Origin of the sequence: Mesorhizobium sp., from assembly GCF_004962245.1 — a bacterium.
GTDB lineage: Bacteria > Pseudomonadota > Alphaproteobacteria > Rhizobiales > Rhizobiaceae > Mesorhizobium.
The window spans coordinates 34,040-52,137 of the sequence record NZ_SUHQ01000038.1 but is presented as its reverse complement, the minus strand read 5'-3'; the positions used below and the strand labels follow the sequence as shown (position 1 = coordinate 52,137).

11 protein-coding genes and 3 pseudogenes are annotated in these 18,098 nt (G+C 57.5%); 3 read left to right on the top strand and 11 right to left on the bottom strand.

The genetic code is table 11. The annotated features are described in order from the left end of the window. Nucleotides 1-700 precede the first annotated feature (700 nt). Nucleotides 701-2,174: pseudogene (locus tag E5X88_RS29675) on the top strand (NAD-dependent succinate-semialdehyde dehydrogenase). On the opposite strand, the pseudogene E5X88_RS29670 reads toward E5X88_RS29675, so the two are convergent. Beyond that, nucleotides 2,171-2,492: pseudogene (locus E5X88_RS29670) on the bottom strand (hypothetical protein); the annotation flags it as partial. The pseudogenes E5X88_RS29675 and E5X88_RS29670 sit on opposite strands and share 4 nt — an antisense overlap. 714 nt (nt 2,493-3,206) lie before the next feature. Between E5X88_RS29670 and E5X88_RS29665 the strand changes: the two are divergent. Then, nucleotides 3,207-4,400, top strand: coding sequence for a TlpA disulfide reductase family protein (locus tag E5X88_RS29665; protein ID WP_245460610.1), 1,194 nt, complete (start codon nt 3,207-3,209; stop codon nt 4,398-4,400). A gap of 399 nt (nt 4,401-4,799) precedes the next feature. Here E5X88_RS29665 and E5X88_RS29660 read toward each other — a convergent pair whose 3' ends face one another. The 3 genes from E5X88_RS29660 to E5X88_RS29650 all read right to left on the bottom strand — a co-directional run bounded on the left by E5X88_RS29660 (nt 4,800) and on the right by E5X88_RS29650 (nt 7,601). Beyond that, nucleotides 4,800-4,940 (bottom strand): hypothetical protein, encoded by a 141-nt coding sequence (locus tag E5X88_RS29660; RefSeq protein WP_164746818.1) that lies wholly within the window; start codon nt 4,938-4,940, stop codon nt 4,800-4,802. A gap of 204 nt (nt 4,941-5,144) precedes the next feature. Next, nucleotides 5,145-6,035 (bottom strand): DsbA family protein, encoded by an 891-nt coding sequence (locus tag E5X88_RS29655; RefSeq protein ID WP_245460609.1) that lies wholly within the window; start codon nt 6,033-6,035, stop codon nt 5,145-5,147. 699 nt (nt 6,036-6,734) lie between these two features. After that, the gene (locus E5X88_RS29650) at nt 6,735-7,601 is read right to left on the bottom strand and encodes a sulfotransferase domain-containing protein (RefSeq protein WP_108722861.1); all 867 of its coding nucleotides are present in this window, start codon (nt 7,599-7,601) and stop codon (nt 6,735-6,737) included. Nucleotides 7,602-8,329: 728 nt separating this feature from the next. Here E5X88_RS29650 and E5X88_RS29645 point away from each other — a divergent pair. Continuing rightward, nucleotides 8,330-9,118 (top strand): MurR/RpiR family transcriptional regulator, encoded by a 789-nt coding sequence (locus tag E5X88_RS29645; protein WP_164746656.1) that lies wholly within the window; start codon nt 8,330-8,332, stop codon nt 9,116-9,118. 577 nt (nt 9,119-9,695) lie between these two features. On the opposite strand, the gene E5X88_RS29640 is transcribed toward E5X88_RS29645, so the two are convergent. The 7 genes and pseudogenes from E5X88_RS29640 to E5X88_RS29610 form a co-directional block, all read right to left on the bottom strand. Continuing rightward, nucleotides 9,696-10,235 carry a hypothetical protein gene (locus tag E5X88_RS29640; RefSeq protein ID WP_051695334.1) on the bottom strand — a complete coding sequence of 180 codons (540 nt, stop codon included), beginning with the start codon at nt 10,233-10,235 and terminating at the stop codon, nt 9,696-9,698. Further along, entirely contained in the window at nt 10,232-10,912 is a 681-nt protein-coding gene (locus E5X88_RS29635; RefSeq protein WP_128179619.1) for a methyltransferase, read from the bottom strand. Before E5X88_RS29635 ends, E5X88_RS29640 begins: the two co-directional genes overlap by 4 nt. After that, nucleotides 10,909-11,739, bottom strand: a complete 831-nt coding sequence (locus tag E5X88_RS29630) for a nucleoside-diphosphate kinase (RefSeq protein WP_236370659.1) — start codon at nt 11,737-11,739, stop codon at nt 10,909-10,911. The genes E5X88_RS29635 and E5X88_RS29630 overlap by 4 nt, the downstream gene beginning before the upstream one ends. Then, entirely contained in the window at nt 11,736-12,491 is a 756-nt protein-coding gene (locus E5X88_RS29625; protein ID WP_127282364.1) for an aspartate kinase, read from the bottom strand. The genes E5X88_RS29630 and E5X88_RS29625 overlap by 4 nt, the downstream gene beginning before the upstream one ends. 18 nt (nt 12,492-12,509) lie before the next feature. Next, complete coding sequence (locus E5X88_RS29620; protein WP_095521241.1) at nt 12,510-13,796, bottom strand: DegT/DnrJ/EryC1/StrS family aminotransferase; 1,287 nt, start codon at nt 13,794-13,796, stop codon at nt 12,510-12,512. Nucleotides 13,797-14,822: 1,026 nt separating this feature from the next. Further along, complete coding sequence (locus E5X88_RS29615) at nt 14,823-15,542, bottom strand: GntR family transcriptional regulator (RefSeq protein WP_029354792.1); 720 nt, start codon at nt 15,540-15,542, stop codon at nt 14,823-14,825. Nucleotides 15,543-15,767: 225 nt separating this feature from the next. Beyond that, nucleotides 15,768-16,958 (bottom strand): annotated as a pseudogene (locus tag E5X88_RS29610) (IS256 family transposase); the annotation flags it as partial. Nucleotides 16,959-18,098: the final 1,140 nt, after the last annotated feature.

The following is an 18,098-nucleotide window of genomic DNA, read 5'->3' as shown; positions in this document are numbered from 1 at the left end:
GGAACACTCTTTCCGAGCTTAAGCCCCCGGGCAAAAAGTTTTCGAGGGGTGGTTGCCGCCGCCCTCAGTGCAATTAACCGGTATTGAGTTCCAGCTTGCCAGCAGCGGTTATCAGCGTGGCGTCGATGGCAAGTCCTCCTTTGAAGGCGGTCGCATTCGAGGGGAATGCTCTACAGGGACGACCCGCCGTAAACGACGCTCTTTCGAAAATCCCCGACCTCTTCCACCACAACGACCCCCCTTCTCGTTTTTTGGGGCGCGACCTGCACGGTCCCGAGCCCAGCTGGCAGATGATCTGCGTGCCTACGGTCGCAAAGAAGGCATCACCGTGCTGATTCTCGACTGTGGTCCCTTTTGATTTTCCACGCCCGTTTGTGGCGCTCGCGATGGGGGGCGGCAAGATCGAGGACTTTTGAAAGCAATTTCAATCCGATGATGCTCAAAAAAGGCATTTGGCTGCACTGCTGCTATTCGGACCGATGGCCGGTACGCGCGGTCGGGAAGCCGATGTCCATTGTTCAGTTTGCACCTGATGAGAACCGCAAGCCATCGACCAGAAGCGTTCAAGAATTCTCCCTTTCAAGTTGAGTGGATGGTCTACCAGCCGTATGGCCGAGGCCCTATAAGGACCCGCAGGTGCGGAGTACACGCCGAGGCTCTGCCGATTATACATATCAGCTGCCTTTGAGAGGAACCCGGTTTGCCCCTGTGCCTGCCGATGATCCGCCACTGAAATCCCCGGACCTGTTTGGCGCCGTCCATCGCCTGCCGGCACTTGGCACGTCAGTTCGCGAGCGGTCATTTGTGGTCCTCAACCCGTCGAGCGGCGAAGTGCTGGCAGGACGTCCGATATGGGCGTGGAGGAGACACGCGCTGCGGTAGACAAGGCCTATGTCGCGCAGCCTGGATGGGCGGCGCTGACCGCCGGGAGCGCAGCGACATTCTTTGGCGATGGCATCAGCTGATCATCGACCATGCAGGCGATCTCGCCGCGATTCTGACTGCGGAAATGGGCAAGCCGTTTGCCGAAGCCAAGTCGGAGGTTTCGCATGCGGCCGCGTATCTGCAATGGTACGCCGAAGAAGCCAATCGCATCTATGGCGAGACGATCTCCGCACCGTCTACAGACCGTCGGATGATGGTGATCAAAGCAGCAGATCGGTGTCGTCGGCACGACTACGCCATGGAATTTCCCAGCGTCGATGGTGGCGCGCAAGATCTCGCCGGCCCTGGCGGCGGGCTGCGCGATCGTGCTCAAACCTGCTGAACAGACGCCGCTCGTGGCAGGTGCAATATTTGCCCTCGCGCAGCAAGCCGGCTTTCCTGACGGCGTTGTCAACCTGGTCTATGCGTCCGAAGGTGATCGCGTGGGGCCGCGAACTCTGCTCCAATGCCAAGGTCCGAAAGATCAGCTATACAGGCTCCACTGAGGTTGGCCGACTGCTCATGCGCCAGTGCTCGGACCAGATCAAGAAGGTCAGCCTCGAGCTCGGCGGCAATGCGCCCTTCATCGTCTTCGACGACGCGGATATTGACGCTGCCGTTGACGGCGCGATCCAGGCGAAGTTCCGCAATGCCGGCCAGACTTGCGTTTCATCGAACCGGCTTTACGTCCAATCGAGCGTTCACGATGAGTTCGTCGAGAAGTTCGTGGAGAAAGTCCGGCACTTATCGGTTGGCGACGGCTTCGCTCCGGGAGTGGACGTCTGACCACTCATCGACATGCATGCTTTGGCCGAGATCGAGTCCCACATCGCAGATGCCGTTGCCAAGGGTGGGATAATCGATGCGGGGCCAAACGTATCGGCAAGGATGGCACCTTTTTCAAACCCACAGCCTTCACCGAGATCTCCAGCATCATGGCGGTTGCGCAAGAGGAGACTTTCGGGCCGTTGGCGCCGATCATCCGCTTCCACGATGCGGATCAGGTTGTCTGTGAGGCAAACGACACGATTTACGGGCTCGCCGCCTATTTCCATGCCTCGAACCTGAGGCGTGTCTGGCGCGTGGCCGAGGCATTGGAATATGGCATGATTGGCATCAATACGGGGCGTATGTCTTCGGATGCGGCGCCCTTTGGCGGCATGAAGCAGTCCGGCATCGGGCGGGAGGGTTCCCGCCACGGGCTCGAAGACTACCTCGAAATGAAGTACCTCTGCATGGGTGGAATCTAAATGACGTCGCCCCGAGTTTCTCCAGTTTTGGGTTCGTTTCCGGCGTGGGTTGTGCGCTGCTGGGCGGGTGAAGCGACGGGGGCTGGCGCGGAGCCTTTCGCATAGCGCAGCGCGAGCGACCGTCGCGGATTGAAGGTGGTGGCGAACTTGGCCGGTGTCTGCCAGGCGATTTGGGAGTGCGGCCGCGCGGTGTTGCAGTCGGCGCGCCACAGGCGATAGCGATGCTTGCCGTGCGCATGGAATGCCATTCGACCGGTTCTGATCCGCGCAGGAGAGGATGGCGTTCGAGATGAACTGGCTGGCATTATCACTGACCAGTGATGAGCCGGTCAATTCCCGGGCAACCAAGTGCCCTCGACCGTGCTGAATAGTGCGCCTTTGCCATACCGGCGGATTAGCGCGGCCGACCTTACTTCGGCATGATGCGAGCAATTTCTGCACCAGGCGCGCAACGTATGCCACTCCCTCAGATCGCCCAGCGATACGTCTGGGCCTGCATGTTTGCTGCCTTCTGCGATGGCTTGCCGACACTTTCGGCTCGCCGGGTGTGATGATCTTCTTCTGCGTCTTTCCCTCTCGGCGATATTGCCGTTCGGCCGTCCCGACCAAGGCCAAACCTCGGGCCGTTTTCCCGTTCCCGGGTCGAGCTTGAACGTCTCGTCGATGATGTTCTGGCGTGCTGCGAGCTCAACGCCGAGGCGCTTGGCATCGATGCATGGCACGACATATTGCGGCGGTGTCGCACGTGTTCGACGGTTTGGGCTTCAGGATCGTGCGGATGGGCCACGCTTTTCTGGCGGCGCGAAACACGGGCAATGCGCGTTCAAAACCTGACAAAGGCAGAAACTTGTCAGGTTCAATCCAACCGCCATCCGGGCACTGCGGAGGTTTTTCAAAGCATATTCATGCACTTGCGCGCTGAGCCCGCTGGCATGGACCTTGCAACGCTTGCAGCAGGACGGTATGCAATGGAGCAGACGAGGATGTTCTCTCCCCTGAACCGTGTGCCGTCTCTGAGAGGGAAATAAGCTCGTGCAGAAAATCTCACAACCTTTGACAACGGCTTTGGAGAACAACGTGGTGTTGCAGATCGAGTCCCCGGCTCCTTCGATTCAAGCGGAAACCTGGCTGCGTGGCGAGCCCCTCACCAGCTTCGAGCCCGGCAAAGTGTACATCGTCGAATTTTGGGCAACTTGGTGCGGTTCGTGTGTGGACGGGATGCCCCATCTGATGCAGCTGCAGGAGAAATACAGGGAAAGCGGCGTTGAGATCGTAGGAGTCGCGGCTAGTGAACGCGCTCCAACGGCCGATGAGGCCCGAAGCACGTTGGACGCTTGGTTGACGGAAAAGTTCCCGAATCTGAACTATCGGATCGCATTCGACTCCACAGGCGAAATGGACAAGCTTTGGATGGAGCCCAGCTTTTCTTTCTGGATTCCCACCAGTTTCGTGGTCGACCGAGACGGCTGCATCGCCTTTATTGGTGAACCGACGGAACTCGATGAGGTCTTGCCGAAGGTGCTTAACGGCAGCTGGCGCACCAGCGATCAGGCAAAATCCGCCGATGCGGAGCGGATCGCGGAAGGCGAACCCATAGCGCGCGAACAAGCGCTGAAGAAGCCGATCAAGGACAGATATCGGGCGGCGGTGGAGAAAAAGGATTGGAAGACGGCGCTCTCGGCGATCGAAGAAGGCATCGCCTTGATGCCGGACAACCTCGGTTTCCGCCGTTCTCATGTGAATCTGTTGCTTCACAAAATGAAGGACATGCAGGTCGGCTTGCCCGTCATGCGCCAATTCGTTCGCGACGCGATCAACAGAAACTCCGAGAATTGGATGGTTGCGGCGTTAGACGAGCTCTTCTTTCCGAATCTTGACCATTCGCACTTTCCGTCTGCTGAGCGCTTGGCGATGGGAAAACAGCTGTCCGAACACATCCTGGCACTGAATCCCCCGGAAAGCGACAAACGTAAGCTCCTGCCTTATCGTTTGGCAGCCCTGTACTATCACGAGAGCGGCAACAAAGATCGGGCGATCGAGTTGATCGAGATGGCATTGAAATCGCAGGGCGGTCCGGAGCGTATCCGGGACCAAGATGAACAGGACGAAATATCGCATTTGCTGCAGTTCCTGGCCTACTTCAAGGGTGAGAAGGTTTGTTACGGCGCTCTGTGTGCGGCTCCAAACAATGGCCGATTCGACAGCTGGTATACCGTTTGCGGCTGACCGCCAGCTTATGTGAGGGACAGAATTGGCCGGGCGGACAGCTCTTGATGCGAACGGCGCAAACCCCCGCCCGGCTTGCGAAATCACCTGGGCCGCTCTTTTGGACCTAAGTCCGAAGGACTGCGGCCTTCTACGATGCCCGCCTTTGTTTAGGCGGGCTATGAGCTGAGCTACGGGTTTTGCCCGCTTCTAACCGTTCGCCAGCCTAGCGCAGGTGCCTCTCAACACCTCCACCACACCAAGGTTTCATGCGGGTAGCGAATTCGATCTTGGCGGCATGGCCATTAAGCACATGGGATGGCCTCGCTGGCGGCATGCCTGTGATCTGGTGCTGCAGCCCACGCTTGCCTCCGCCAGCGGTTCGATGAGGCAGCCTGTCGCACAATTGATATCAGGACTTCAATGCCGGAACACCGGCGCCACCCTCAATTCAATAAATGAGGTGTCGCGCACCACGGTTGGCTGCTTGATCCAGGCAATTCCGGCCGCCGTCATCCTCAATGAGGTGACCTCGACCAGAGCCTCGGCCTTGAATGGCATGATCGAGGTGCATGGGTGCGGCCACCGTCATTTTCGTCAATCCGAACGGGATTTCTTGCAACCGCTTTGCGGCTTTATCCAACACGCCAAGGGCCGCGCTGTCGACAGGTGGCGCGAGCTTGGCGCCGAGGCGTCCACGTCAACAGATTCTTCTGACAATCGGGACTTGTACGATCACCCCAGGGGGGCGAGAGCCCATGACGATCATCGTCGCGCCGGCCGCGATCTGAAGCAGGCGTCGGCGCGCCTCCCGCCTATCTTCTGGCGAGGCTTCGGTGAAAGACGCCGATGGCGGAACGGAAACACCAGGACCGGCTGAATAGATCCCGAGCTGTGCGATCGCGTTCGGCCAAGTTGAGGAAAGCGAGCTGAATGCAGGACTTTGCACGCTAGCACCGCGTTGCCGGGCCATATAAGAGATTTGGCCCGGCGCGAGAAGCGGCACTCGTGGCCAAAGAACGGGATCGCACCGGCCGCCACGCTGTCAAAATGCCGAAGTTGTGATCCGGCACGACGCTTAGCTTCTTCCCGCTCTGTGGCGATGAAGCGTTCCAGCGTGTGAATCTTGAGCACACCTGAAATCACTTCGTCGCCGAGAACCAACGCCGGCGTGACGTTGATGTACAGCTCCTTGGCGAGCGCGCAATTGCGCTCGAGGACGTTTTCGATGGCGCGGTCTTCCATGTCCCGCTTGAGCTGCTCAACCTCGAGGCCAACGTGTCGTGCGATAGTCAAGATGTCGAATTGGCTGAGCTGGCCGCGAGCAGCCATAAGGGCGTGATGGAACGCCTCATATTTTCCCTGTTTGCTGGAGGCGAGCGCCGCCAGTGCGGCAAATTTGGAACCCGGTCTCTTGCCCGGACAATGTTTGTAGACAACCTTCAGCATGGGATCATGCTTGAGGGCTTGCTGGATTGTACGGTCTTCCGCCCGGCACCGCGGGCAGTTGTAGTCCAAAAATAAGACGAGAGGGACGTCGCCATTCGGGTTGCCAGCAGTTGGCGCAGCGGCGTCGTTTAAGAGTGCGTCGCGCCGCTCTGGAATGAGCTTCCGCCAAAACGCGACGAGCCGGCTATGGTTTTCATGCTGGCGCACGTAGTCTTTGGCAACTGGACCATATTGCGTCGCCAGCCCGAAAAAAAGCAGGGCTAGGGCTGAAAGAGCGATACGGCCGGCTTTTGGCGTAAGGCATGGTTAGGCTCCAATTAACAGTGAACGGCAGGGCGGCAACGGCTGGCCTTTTGACGTCAAAGGGGGCACCGCTTTAATGCCTCACCCGCTGTTCGCGGATGACGGGAGGTCAAGGGGCTCGTGCTATTCGAAGAGATGCGGTGGGATGGCTGGGCCCAACAGCCGACCCATCCGTGAGCGGCGCTGTGTGCGTGCGAACTGCCCCCGCGGTCGCCGTTCGCCGAGCGGCTTCAGGCGGCCGAGTGCGATGGCTGAGCGTGACTGCAGCAAACACCTGCACGTAAAGCTGGGATAAGAGGGCTTAGGGCGCGCGGGACTCGCGCTGCGGTGTGCGGGATTATATTCAACAATTCTTGTCTCCTAACCGGATCGAGGCAGGTTCCTCCCTCCCGGGCATCTCCCGTCGCTGCGCTCCGGTCGAACGTTGCACCAAGGGTCCTTGCAAGCCCCGCGCCAATCGCGATGTCGGCACTTCAGGAAGTGATTGCGCGGGCGGCAGGTGGGCAGTGGTCAGCGCGCCTTTCCAGAATATCGCTCGCATAAACGTCCGGCGAGCGGCTCCGAGCGTACCTGCCATCGCCGGGCTCTGCGACAGCCTGAAATCTATCTCGAACCAAATCCGAATCGCTCGTTGAGTCTCGTCCCTCCCAGCGCGGTAAACCGCGCCTCGATCTCGGCATTCCAGCAAGCCTCCCACGAAGTTCGCCCGCTGGACAGGGTGAAGGTCTGCTGTCCGATTAGCTGGTTTAAGATCAGCTCAGGCTGCGGCGGCCGCTCGATCTCGCAAAACTCTACAATTCTGCGAATGGTCTCGAGCTGAACTTCGCGTCCTTGGTCGCCTATGATCTGCTCATAGCTCAATCCAAGAACATTCTCCTGATCCGCCCACGGTGCCACTGGATGGCAGCGATCATTGAAAATGAAAGGCGCGATCTCATCGAAGTACTTCAGCATTTTGTCAGGTCCGTCCGGCTCATTGCGCCACGTAATCTCAGCCCTCTCAGGCGGGCACCAATCGCTGTCACCTACATATCGCATCTGCGACACAATTGCCGCACGCATTTCGCGCGAAAGAAAGACGATCTTGAAATCCGCTAAACAATGGCGAGTGCCGATGTCGCACGGTAGATGCCCATAGCCAAACTGACCGGGCTGAATAAAGCGCGAGGATATCTCGATCGGTATCCATAGAATATTTTCGGAATGAGTGAAGCGAGCTCGCTCGACATCCACAAAGCGGAAGTCTCCAAGATAGTCTTTATTAAAGAACACATCGGACTGTACAAGCCCGAGCAGTCCAAGCAGACGGGCATATAGGTGGGTGCCCGCCTTCGGAATGGAACATATCATAACCCGCGAGCTTGAGCGGCCGGCCGTCGGCTTGATTGACCAAGATTCATTCGAGCAGGGATAAAGTGGAAAGGGTTGACCCGCGATATCGCGCAGCTCTTCTGGAAGCGGGTGAAACATTGTGGTTTCCTCACTGTTGCAGCGGCTTTTTTAAACAGCCGGAGCCAATGCGCGACAGGACAAGTTCCTGACCAGCTTGACCCCAAGCAGTCGCGCCCTCTGTTGCCGTACCAGAGAAGTAAAGCCCGTCGCATGCGCTAGCCGCGAGACGAACCGCTAGTACGGGTGGCATCGGCAAGCTCGTGGCCAACTTGCTGAGATGAGCTATTTACCAAACGCCACGTCGGCGTTCCCTAGAGATGTAGTCACCTTGTCATGCCCCCGTTTTCGATCGGACGATGAACCTAATCATAGAAGAACGCAAGTAAGATTGGTTATGTCGCCAATATACTAATGAATATATTTTCCCAGACGGCACCGCTTGCGTTGCCGTGCAGTCGTCCCCACTGCCCTGACGACGAGGACACCACGGTTTGCGCGGCGCATGCGCAGCCAGTAAAGTAAGCTCCATTGACAGCATCGGGCCAGAAGACGTCGTTAAACGAGGCCACTCGCAAGACCGCCTCGCGAGCGGCCGAGCGCATGCCCTCGCGTCCATTGCCCCGACTGCCGAGACATGGGCGCGAACGGAGCGGCAGCCGGAATCCGATATCGACCTTGTCTATGATCTGCGTCAGTGAACCGTCAGCGAGACTCGAATATGCAGGGCTTTGCTAGGCCTTCGCGGGTCGACTGCCAGCTTGGAACGAACACTAAGACACATGCGGAAGCCCCGACATACACAGAAATTGCTGCTAGACATCATCTATGATGCAATTAACACGGCTCCGAATGCGCTCGCACGTATAGCTCTGTATGTTGCACAAGACCCCGAGGCTGTTCTGGCGCTGTCCATTGCCGACCTTGCGCGCAACACCGCTACCGGTTCTGCTTCAATTGTAAGATTTTGCCGAACCTTGGGACTCTCGGGATTTCGCGAGTTTAAGATTGCGCTTAGCGGCGAAATTGAGCGGCGGAAGTTGAGCGGCGAACTGGCTGAACGCGCGCCATCAGAAGCTGTAGACACAGCTCCTCGGATCGCCATCCTCAGTTCTGCTTTACAAAACTCAATTTCCGCGTCCGCTCGTGGTTTTGACGACCTTCAAATTAGTGGGTTTGCCAACCGCATCCGAGCGGCCCGACGCGTCGAACTGTTCGGCACGGGGCCGTCATCCGTCTGCGCTGATATTCTGGCCATGCGACTGATCTGCCTAGGTTTCCCCGCACATTGCTCGGGGTCCGCCACCGTGTCTCACGCTCTCGCGCGAGGGCTTGGCTCGTTGAGCCTCGCCATTGGCATTTCGTCGCGTGGCCACACTGTGGAAACCAAGGATTTTCTGGCTATTGCGCGCGAAACCGGAGCATACACGATTGCCATTACGACCCGCGTTGACTGCCCGATCGCCCGGACTGCGGACGAGGTGGTATTGTTTACCTCGGCTGAGGCTTGGCCACAGGCCGGGTCGGCGATGCACGTGCCGCCTCTGGTGTTGCTGAGCGAATATCTTTGCCAGTGTCTGCAGATGGCGGAAGTCTGAATCCCCACCAAGGCCAATTCGGGCAGTTCCGAGGTTATTTCCGGATCCCACCTCGGTCTTCGTCGCGCGTGCTCGCGTGCACGAGCCATTGAAGCGATAAACTTGAACCGCACTTTCGACTGTGCGTACTGCGTGCTTGTTACATGGAAACGACGAACTCACCGAGCAACCCTCTTGCCACGGCGCGCGGGTGTTTGGTGATCATAGGGGAAGCTTCAACAATTGAGAAGCTGACGAACTACTACACCGGGATCAAACCGGAGGACAAGGCAGGTTCCTCGTCGTTGGCAAGGCTGCAGCACCAGGTCGACTCCGTGACCTAGGCGGTCCATGCGCAAGGTTCGACGGCGCGCTCGCCGACTGAGTGGCGCTGGAGGGCCTCGAGAGGGCATGGGTCGGCCGCAGCAGCGTGGGACGCAGGAAGGCAGGCAAGATCCTAGCTTCCTTCTTCACCGACAGCAAGTCAGCGGCTCCTTTTGCCGGTCGGCAGATCGGTGGACCAGGTCGAGCTTCTTCCATGTCCACTTCTACGTTTGCCACGGTGTTCGGGAATTCGCGGGAGATTGGGGGCTGACATCTATCGCGTGCTGCCACGAAGGTTGGTATTGACGTATTTCGCGAGGTCTAGCGCGGAGATGCTACCAACCAATTGGTCCAGACTCATTTCGGCCGAGATTGAGGCGGAATGCTCCAGGAGTGCAAGGAGATCATCCCTGTGCTTCGAATGGTGGTTCTCCAGGTGCATCTCGACCTTTCGCGCGATGACGTCCGCGAAACTCGCCCTTGTCCCAAAAAGCGGATCGTTGATTAACGCCGTCGGTCGTTCCTGTTCGAGAACCCAATTTATCGCCAGGGTCCCGTTCGATCTCAAGAATACGATCTCCAGCTCCGCGTCGGCAGGTCGCGATGTGGCAATGGAGAACCCCGCGTCCGCCAGAGCCCTGGTATCCTTATCCACAGCCTGATTGAATGCGGCCAAATTGACATGATGAATGTCAATGTCGTTCGGCGCACGCTGGATGAACTGCGAAAGGACGCTACTGCCCGCTACCCAGCTATCTTTGCTCCGATTGCGCGAAATGGCGACCAACGCAATGCGCATCAGCTCGGGCATCATGCGCTTGTGGCCTTCTTTGATATTGAGAACAGCCTGTAAGTTACGTTGACGTCGGGATAGGTCCCGGCTCGCAGAAGCACAGATGTGAGATCATTTGAACCCGCAATCTTTTCAAGAAGGTCGTCACGGGCATTAGTGCCGAACCCAAGAACGATACGACCTGATTCCGTAAGGAACCTTGGGCCATCTGAAAGAAATCTCTCGAGCAAGTTGTACCCTGGATCGATCGCACCACCTTCGAGGTCGTGGACAAACTCGTAATCTTCTGGAGCGTAGCTCGACGGGTAGTTCCAAAATATGATGTCGAACCTTCTGCCAGGTGGAACATTGTTAAATATATCGCTTGCGATGACCTCGACGTTACTAATGCCGTTTCTTGCAGCATTCTCCAACGTGTTCGCGACGGCCCTCGGATTGATGTCACAAGTCAGCAACGACAGCGCGCCAGTCTTTGCCAACAGAAGGCCGGGAAGACCGAAACCGCAGCCGATTTCTAAGAGGGTCTTTCCGTCGAATGGGGGAAAATTCTCGCTAATCCAACGCCAACTCTGGAAGTGCTCTGGAGGAAAAACCCCTTCCTGTACGACCAGATCCAGTCCGAATGCCTGCATCTGACGCGGGAAAGTGGCTTGTTGACTTGTCCGAAGCGTTGTCCTGATACGATCAAGTTCGCTCATTGTTCTCCGGCCTTCCGGCGCGGTGCCATGCCTGGTTGTTTTCCCGGCTCGACGGCATCAACGGTTCGCTTCAGTAAGCAATTCCAAAGAGGCATTGAAAACAGACCGGCCTCAAGAATGAGGCGGTCCCAAGATGAGCGGAGGGGTGCATACCGGAAGAGGCCTTCTAGACCGGCTCGATCCCCCTGGAAATACCGCTGGACGGCTGTCGTTAGGCCCGACTTTGCTGCGGTTAGGAGTGCTCTGTCGTAACAGAATCTTGCGTGGGCAAACGCGCTACCATCACTCCGATTGTCCGGCATCGGCGCAGCTCCCCTGTCGCCGAGAACGTTTAGCAACATTTGGAAAGATGAATGGGCAATGTAGCCGGAATCGAGAGAAATCCAAGCAGTCGCTTCGTCGCCCAACGACCGGCACCTAAGTATTCTCAGCTCAGCATCCATTACTTGATGACTATCGCTCACATGAAGGAGGTTCGTCACGGGATTATCGCAGAAAAAGAGACTACGTACGGTGCCGGATAAAGCCTGGGCCGGCTGTGTGTTACCCTTCAGTTTTTGCGACAAGTGCAGCGCATTAGGTCCGCTCCAGATCGTGGCGCAAACCGGACGCATGTCGAATAAGTCCAGCACCAATGGCCAATGCTTCCCGCCGGTGGAACAGGTAAGGGTATAAAACGCATCAATGGATTTGCGACTATGAATCGAAAAGAACCGTTCCGAGAGTTCCAAACCGGTTCGCCGGCGAATAAATTCGTCGAGCAGCGAGGTTAGGCCAGAGCGCGCGACTTCCGGGCCATACACTATCAGCGCCGTGGATGACATCATGCCGCCCCCCCCAAAGGGTCGCTTGTGATATGGGCCTTCCTGCTCGCGACGGTGATCCTAGTCGCTCTAACGCGTCTCCCTTCCAGCCAATCGGCGAGACGAGCGGGATGACGGGCATTAATCACAACGCCGGGAAGGCTTTTCTTCGCCATGAATTCGACCGCGCAGGCGTCAATCGAGGTGTGGCCGAGAAGGACAAGATCTTGAGCAGCGATCTGCTCTATAAGTGCAGCGGGATCGTCGGTTGCTCCACCGCGATACACGCCATCGACATCTGTCAAAATCACCAGCTGTGGTGCCCCAGTTAACCAAGCGATCCACGCGGCAACGGCGTCGGATGTGACGTCCCAACTCCATTCCACTGGGTCAGCCGCAAACAGCAAACGGGAAGGCAGCAGCACTGGAATCTTCCCAAGTCTCGCGAGAGTTCGGCATTCGCCTAGGCTGGCCGATGGAACTAGTTTGGAAGAGAAGGCGGCATCCGCAAGCAAATACCCCGTTTGGTCCTGTGCTAGAGCACACGCATGATGCGCGGTACACGGATCTAATCGCTCGGCTGCATCAATCGCCTCAATTGCTTTGTCCGGGATGCCGCCGCCTGGAACAAGTAGGATTCGATGGCCCTTATCGGCGAGACGCTCAAGTTCAGCCAGTGCGAGCTTACACACGGCAAGATCACGCATGATGCTCCCGCCGAATTTGAGAACAATCGAAAAGCCATATGGTGGAAAACCTTTTATTGAGCAGTCCATCGGCTTGCCATCCCGCCCTCAGGCAACAGATACGATCTCAGGAATTTTCGAAGCTAGGTTTGGAAGCGCTGCCCAGACCTTTTGAAACGCGGCCGCGTACAATTTCATCACTTCAACGTCGTTTGGTGGAGCGATCTCCGACACGTAAAACATGGTGTTCAATATCTTCATGGCGTTTGGAAAATCGGTCCTTGACCATTGGCCGCAGATATCCGGCAGATATTCAAAGACGGGCTTCGTCAGCCAGACCGCAACGGGAACTCCCTCGGCTTGAAGAAGCTTAATGATGAAATCCCTGGCCGTAGGGCCAGGTAGAAAACCGAGCTTTTCCGGCTCAAGACGCAACGGGAGATTCAGCATCGATTGTTGATGATCTGCTGGATCGAAAAGAGGCAGAAGCCCTGAGAGGTGGCCAATCTCCTGCCAAAGGAACCTAGCATTCCTTCGCCTTTTTTTAAGCTGCCGGTCAAGCTGCTTGAGCCTGTGATTAGCAATGGCAGCAGAGAATACATTGGGTCGGTAATTGTAGCCTTTGGAGTTCGGGGAGAATATCCTAGCTCCACATCGCGACGAGCTTGTCAGCGAAACATTATCTACATGGTGGATCAGAGCAGGGTCCCTCGTCAGGACAAATCCAAGCTCACCTGCCCCGAGGTGTTTAGCTCCGTTGCCGGAGAGAGAGAGTGCATCGCTCTCCAAGTAAGCTCCATTGACAATATCTTTCGCAGCGCCAATTGATTGGCAAACATCATCGATAATCGCCACGCCTCGCGCTCGCGCCGCGAATCTCAAGCTGGGAACCAAGAGGTTATTTCCGAACAGATGAGTTATGAGCGTCGCCGCGTCACCTGGCTTGATGAGGGAGGCCGCCATCTTCTCATCAACTCCGGCAAGGTCTGGCTCAACATCGACAAAGACCGGTTCGAGTCCACTGATCGCGATTGGGCCGACGGCTCCCGGCCAGTTCAAAGCCGACGTAACGACTCGGCGACCTCGGTTCCGGTAGTAGTCGAGAGCCACGTGAATAGCGGCTGTGCCGCTTCCAACGGCGCGCACAGACCAGTTACCCGACCAATCCGCTAGCCGCTTTTCGAGCTCAATCACCATAGGGTGATTGACGCGATGATATTTGCCGCTTTCGACAACATTTGCGAGCGCCTTCAAATGTTTACGTTTCGCAGCTGGCCAAAGAACAACTCGCCCAGCCGGCACCGTGGGATCTCCTCCAAAGAGCGCAAGAGAAGTGTCCTTCTGGTGGACGCATCGTGTGCTTGCTGCCGTGGCTAAGCTTACATCCTTGGTCATATGATCAAGCCTGGTTGTGTTACATCGGCCATCGGCCACTCGCGAAGTCACGAGCCGAACCGAACCGTCTCTCGCATACTTTTGCGTCTTGCAACGAGGCTCGGCTAACCCACAAGAGCAGAGTCGCTCCTGAGAACAGGCTGGGCGCCGTAGCGCCCTCGCTACGTTGAGTTCAGGAAAGAGCTTTCAAGCTCGCAACCGGCGTATGAGGCGTCAACCTCGTCGGAAATGAACTCGCTGAACGATTCAGTCCCTCCTTCGTAAATCAACACCTAATAGCCCCTGACAAGAATGGGAAGTGGTCCTCTGAAATATATTTATGGATATATTATTTATTCTCCGCCTACCTTTAGCCTCCTATCTGAGATATTTTAGTATCGGAAGTGACAACGCGAGGTTGCTTTTTCAGCCTCTCGTACCGGCACCATTTAAAAGATAAAAAGCGCAGCGCGGATGCGCAGGAATATCATCCCGCCAAAGCCGCGGGCCAGATAATCAGCCAACCTTGGCGAGCTGGGAGCACCCCGAGCTTCCGTAATTGGTTGAAGCACTCGCCGGACCGAGGGCCGGCGTCCAATGTTAGTAGCCCCTTTCGCGAACACTCCGGCTAGTGGGTTTGTGTCAGAATGACCTCTCCCGGGATCGTATTCTGAGCGCTCAGTGAGGATGTATCTCGTTGTAGTCATCCCACCGGGCGATCTGGCGGAGAACCATGGGTGATCATGCAAGGAGTGATGCGAACGCAATCACGCTTGAAGGTTTTGACCCAGGCTTCCGACACGTCGCTGGAGTGGGGCGCTTCACGGGCGTGGAGCAAGTAACGCGGTCAGCGCAGAGGCGAAGGCGCGTGTTCCTTGCCGGTGTAGGGGTGCCATTTTCCGACAGGTCTCGATCGGATGAGGCACCCTCGTCGATCCGAAGCGTGTCTTGACCGCCTCCAGCATCATATCGCACGGGACCCGCAGCCCTCCTGCGACGGCCCAAGCCGAATGGCTCAGCTACTCGGCTGATGTCGGCGAAAATCGCTCACCAATACTTCTTTGTAAACGTGAAGTTTGCCAGCTGTCTCCTGCTCATATTTTGCAAAGCGCGCGACACTGCGCGCTGTTCTACATCAAGGTGGTTAGTCAATGCGGATGCCACTGCGCTCGTAGTCTTGCCGAGCTGAGGCATTGCGTCAGTTAGCCTTGCAAGACTGGTTCGAAAAGCCGGGGAAAGCTCAGACGCGGTTATTTCCATGCGAAGGGCATGAGAGCAGAAACAGAACTTGTCGATGATATGGCAGATTTCGCAATTACATGCCCCCAGAGCTATGTCAGTGAATATTTCTTCCGCTCGAAGAGCGAGCTCCGTTGGAGATAACTCACCAGAGGGGGCGGTTCGGTCGAGAGGGTGAGTCCGTGTACGAGTTAGGGCGAAGGTAAGTGTTTCGCGCGCCACCACATACGAGTCCAATAGAACCCACTCGACCAGAGGTCTCGTAAAGTAGCCCCTTTGAGGAAAGGACACGATCTTCCCTTCCGCTGCAAGTCGGATAAGTGCTTCGCGTATAGGAGTCCGGCCGATGTTGAGGTCGGACGCTAGCTCTTTATCGCTGAGATGCTGCCCCGGCATGTGGGATTTGCTGTAGAGCAATTGAAGTACCGCGTCGTAGGCTGCATCGGCTTTTGCGTTCTTCTTGGCTTCAATAGCCAAACTGGGCATTTCTGTCCGACGACATTGGGCCGCATTTTTGCAGAACCACATCTCTACGCTTCCCCTTTTTTCGACGTCCTTTGAACGTTCGATTAGCAGAATTTGAGTTTCTGCGGCGTGCTATTTCTCGACATCCGGACATGACGCATGCACCGCGCGCCGCCTCAGCTGCATACACCATGCGTATGAGGTGTGACCATGGCCAGCCGCGGCGCTCGGATGCGGAAGCCGGTTGTGTGCGTCAAGTTCTGCAAAAAGGGGCGGCCATGGTGCTGGTCATGCGGCTTGGCGCAGAGTGAGCTTCTTGTGCTCGCGCAGGTCGTCCATGTTGATGTAGCGGTTGGCCTCCATCCAGTTTTCGTTGGTTTCGACGGCCAGCGCCCTGACGAGGCGTAGGCAGCTCTGTGAGTTTGGAAAGATGCGCACGATATAGGTGCGGCGCCGGATTTCCTCGTTGAGCCGTTCAAGCATGTTGGTGCTCTTGAGATGCTTGTGGTGCTGGCGTGGCAGACGAAAGAAGGTCAGCGTGTACTCGATGGTCTCCTCCACCCATGTCGTCAGTCGTGGGTAGCGGGCCGACCATTTGGAAAGCCATGCGGCGAGATCGGCCTTGGCCTCGGCGAGATCGCGCCGGTCGTAGAGCCAGCGCAGTTCCTGCAGGCAATCGTCGCCATGCTTTCTCGGCAGGTGATCGAGCGCGTTCCTGAGGAAGTGCACGTAGCAGCGCTGCCATGCCGCTTCCGGGATCACCTCGCCGATCGCCGCGACCAGGCCGGCATGATCGTCTGACACGACCAGCTCGACGCCCTTGAGGCCGCGCGCCTTCAAGCCAACGAGAAAGTCCCTCCAGGCCGAGCGGCTCTCACGATTGGCCATCTCCACGGCCAGGATCTGACGCCGGCCGTCCCAGTCTATGCCGACAGCGATCAGCACCGCCTGGCTCATGACGATGCCGGCCTCGCGCACCTTCTCGTAGCGAGCATCGAGGATGAGGTAGGCAAAAGGCTCTTGAAGCGGGCGCTCGGCAAACGCTTTCAGGCTCTCGTCCAGGCGTTTGTTGATGGCCGAGATGGACGAGGCCGAGAAGGCATGGCCGCACAGCTCTTCCGTTATCGCCTTGACCTTGCGGGTCGACACGCCCTGCACATACATCTCCGCAAGCGTGGCCACCAAGGCCCGCTCCGAACGCTGGTAACGCTCGAAAAGCTCGGTGGAGAAGCGGCGGGCCCGGTCCTGCGGAACTCGCAGCTCAAGCTTGCCGACACGGGTGACAAGAGTGCGGCCATAATAACCCGAGCGATAGCCGAGCCGCTCCGGTGTGCGCTCGCCTTTCGAAGCACCCAGAGCCTCGTCCATCTCGGCCTCGAGCACCTCCTGCATCACCGCCCGGATCACTTCGTGCAGACCTTGCGGGTCCGAAAGCAGAATGTCTTTGACGGCGGCGCTGGCGGTCTTACTTTCAGTCTTGGGTCATGGTGGCGTTCCTTCGCGGGAATCAGGTGACGTTGAACATCACCAGCCTGCCATGACCGCCCCCTCTCAGCGAATTTGCAGAACTCTCAGCACACTACCGGGAAGCCTCAGAGGACCGGACGCGGAAAGATCTAGGAGGCGTTAGGCGCTCGACGCACCTGAGCTGCGCGCAAACCATTTCCTGCGCTCGTCGCTTCGCCACGCTAGACTAGCGGACTGCGCAACCCTGACCAGTTCCGCCCGGCGAGCGCTTACCACGGGGGCTTTGACCCACTCTCGGTGACATTTCTTTACAGCGCCGACTAACGGCCCTTAGCAGATCCAACTTGCCGCGGCCGTACATCTGTCGTTTCACCAGTTTGCGCTTGGCCCTCGCTTTGTTCGTAGACCATACTTCGGTGGTCGCCGCACGACGGCCGTCGTCACTAACGGAGCGACCGTTCTGACGGAACTTCCCGGGGTGGCATCTCTTGTCATTGCCCTCGGAGAGGCCCGGCTTCGACTAAAACTACACTTGGCGATCTGAAGAGCGAAAGGAAGGCTTCGCTGAAGGCGGTGTTGGCACCAACAGAGATCTTACCAAGCGTTCGCACAGCTATGCTTTGGTTCGCGAGGCATTGGGATTTCTGTGCCCCTTCAGACACTCGGCGATGCACTCACTCAGAAGAGCCATTGAAGGCATAAGCGTTGCCGGTCCAGGTTCGGCCAGGGCCCGCGCCGGAGCTGAGTAGGAGCACCTCATGCGCCACCCCAGAGACTGGCGATTTGTCACGCGTCGTTATTGCAAGCGTATGCGCTCCTCGGTCGCGGCCAGTTCTGAGAAAGGCGACGGCCTCTCGCTCATATCTTTCATAGGAGATGCCGATAGCATAAGCCGAAGCGTCCAGCCCATGAGCCAGACCGCGAGCGATGTTCACAATCCGGGGTCCCCAGCCAGATCAGGCGGCTGTGACAGTAGCTCTGCGCAGATTGCGGAGACGCCCATACCAAGAGCTTCGACACGCGTAGCACTCTGTAGTCGCTCCGTCAGGCGCTCGATCTGGGCGTAGTCGAGAAGGCGAGCTGAGGCCTCAACCGAATGTAGGAAGGCCGCGCTCAGGTTCGCAATTTCCGGTCTTACATGCGAGTTCAGTG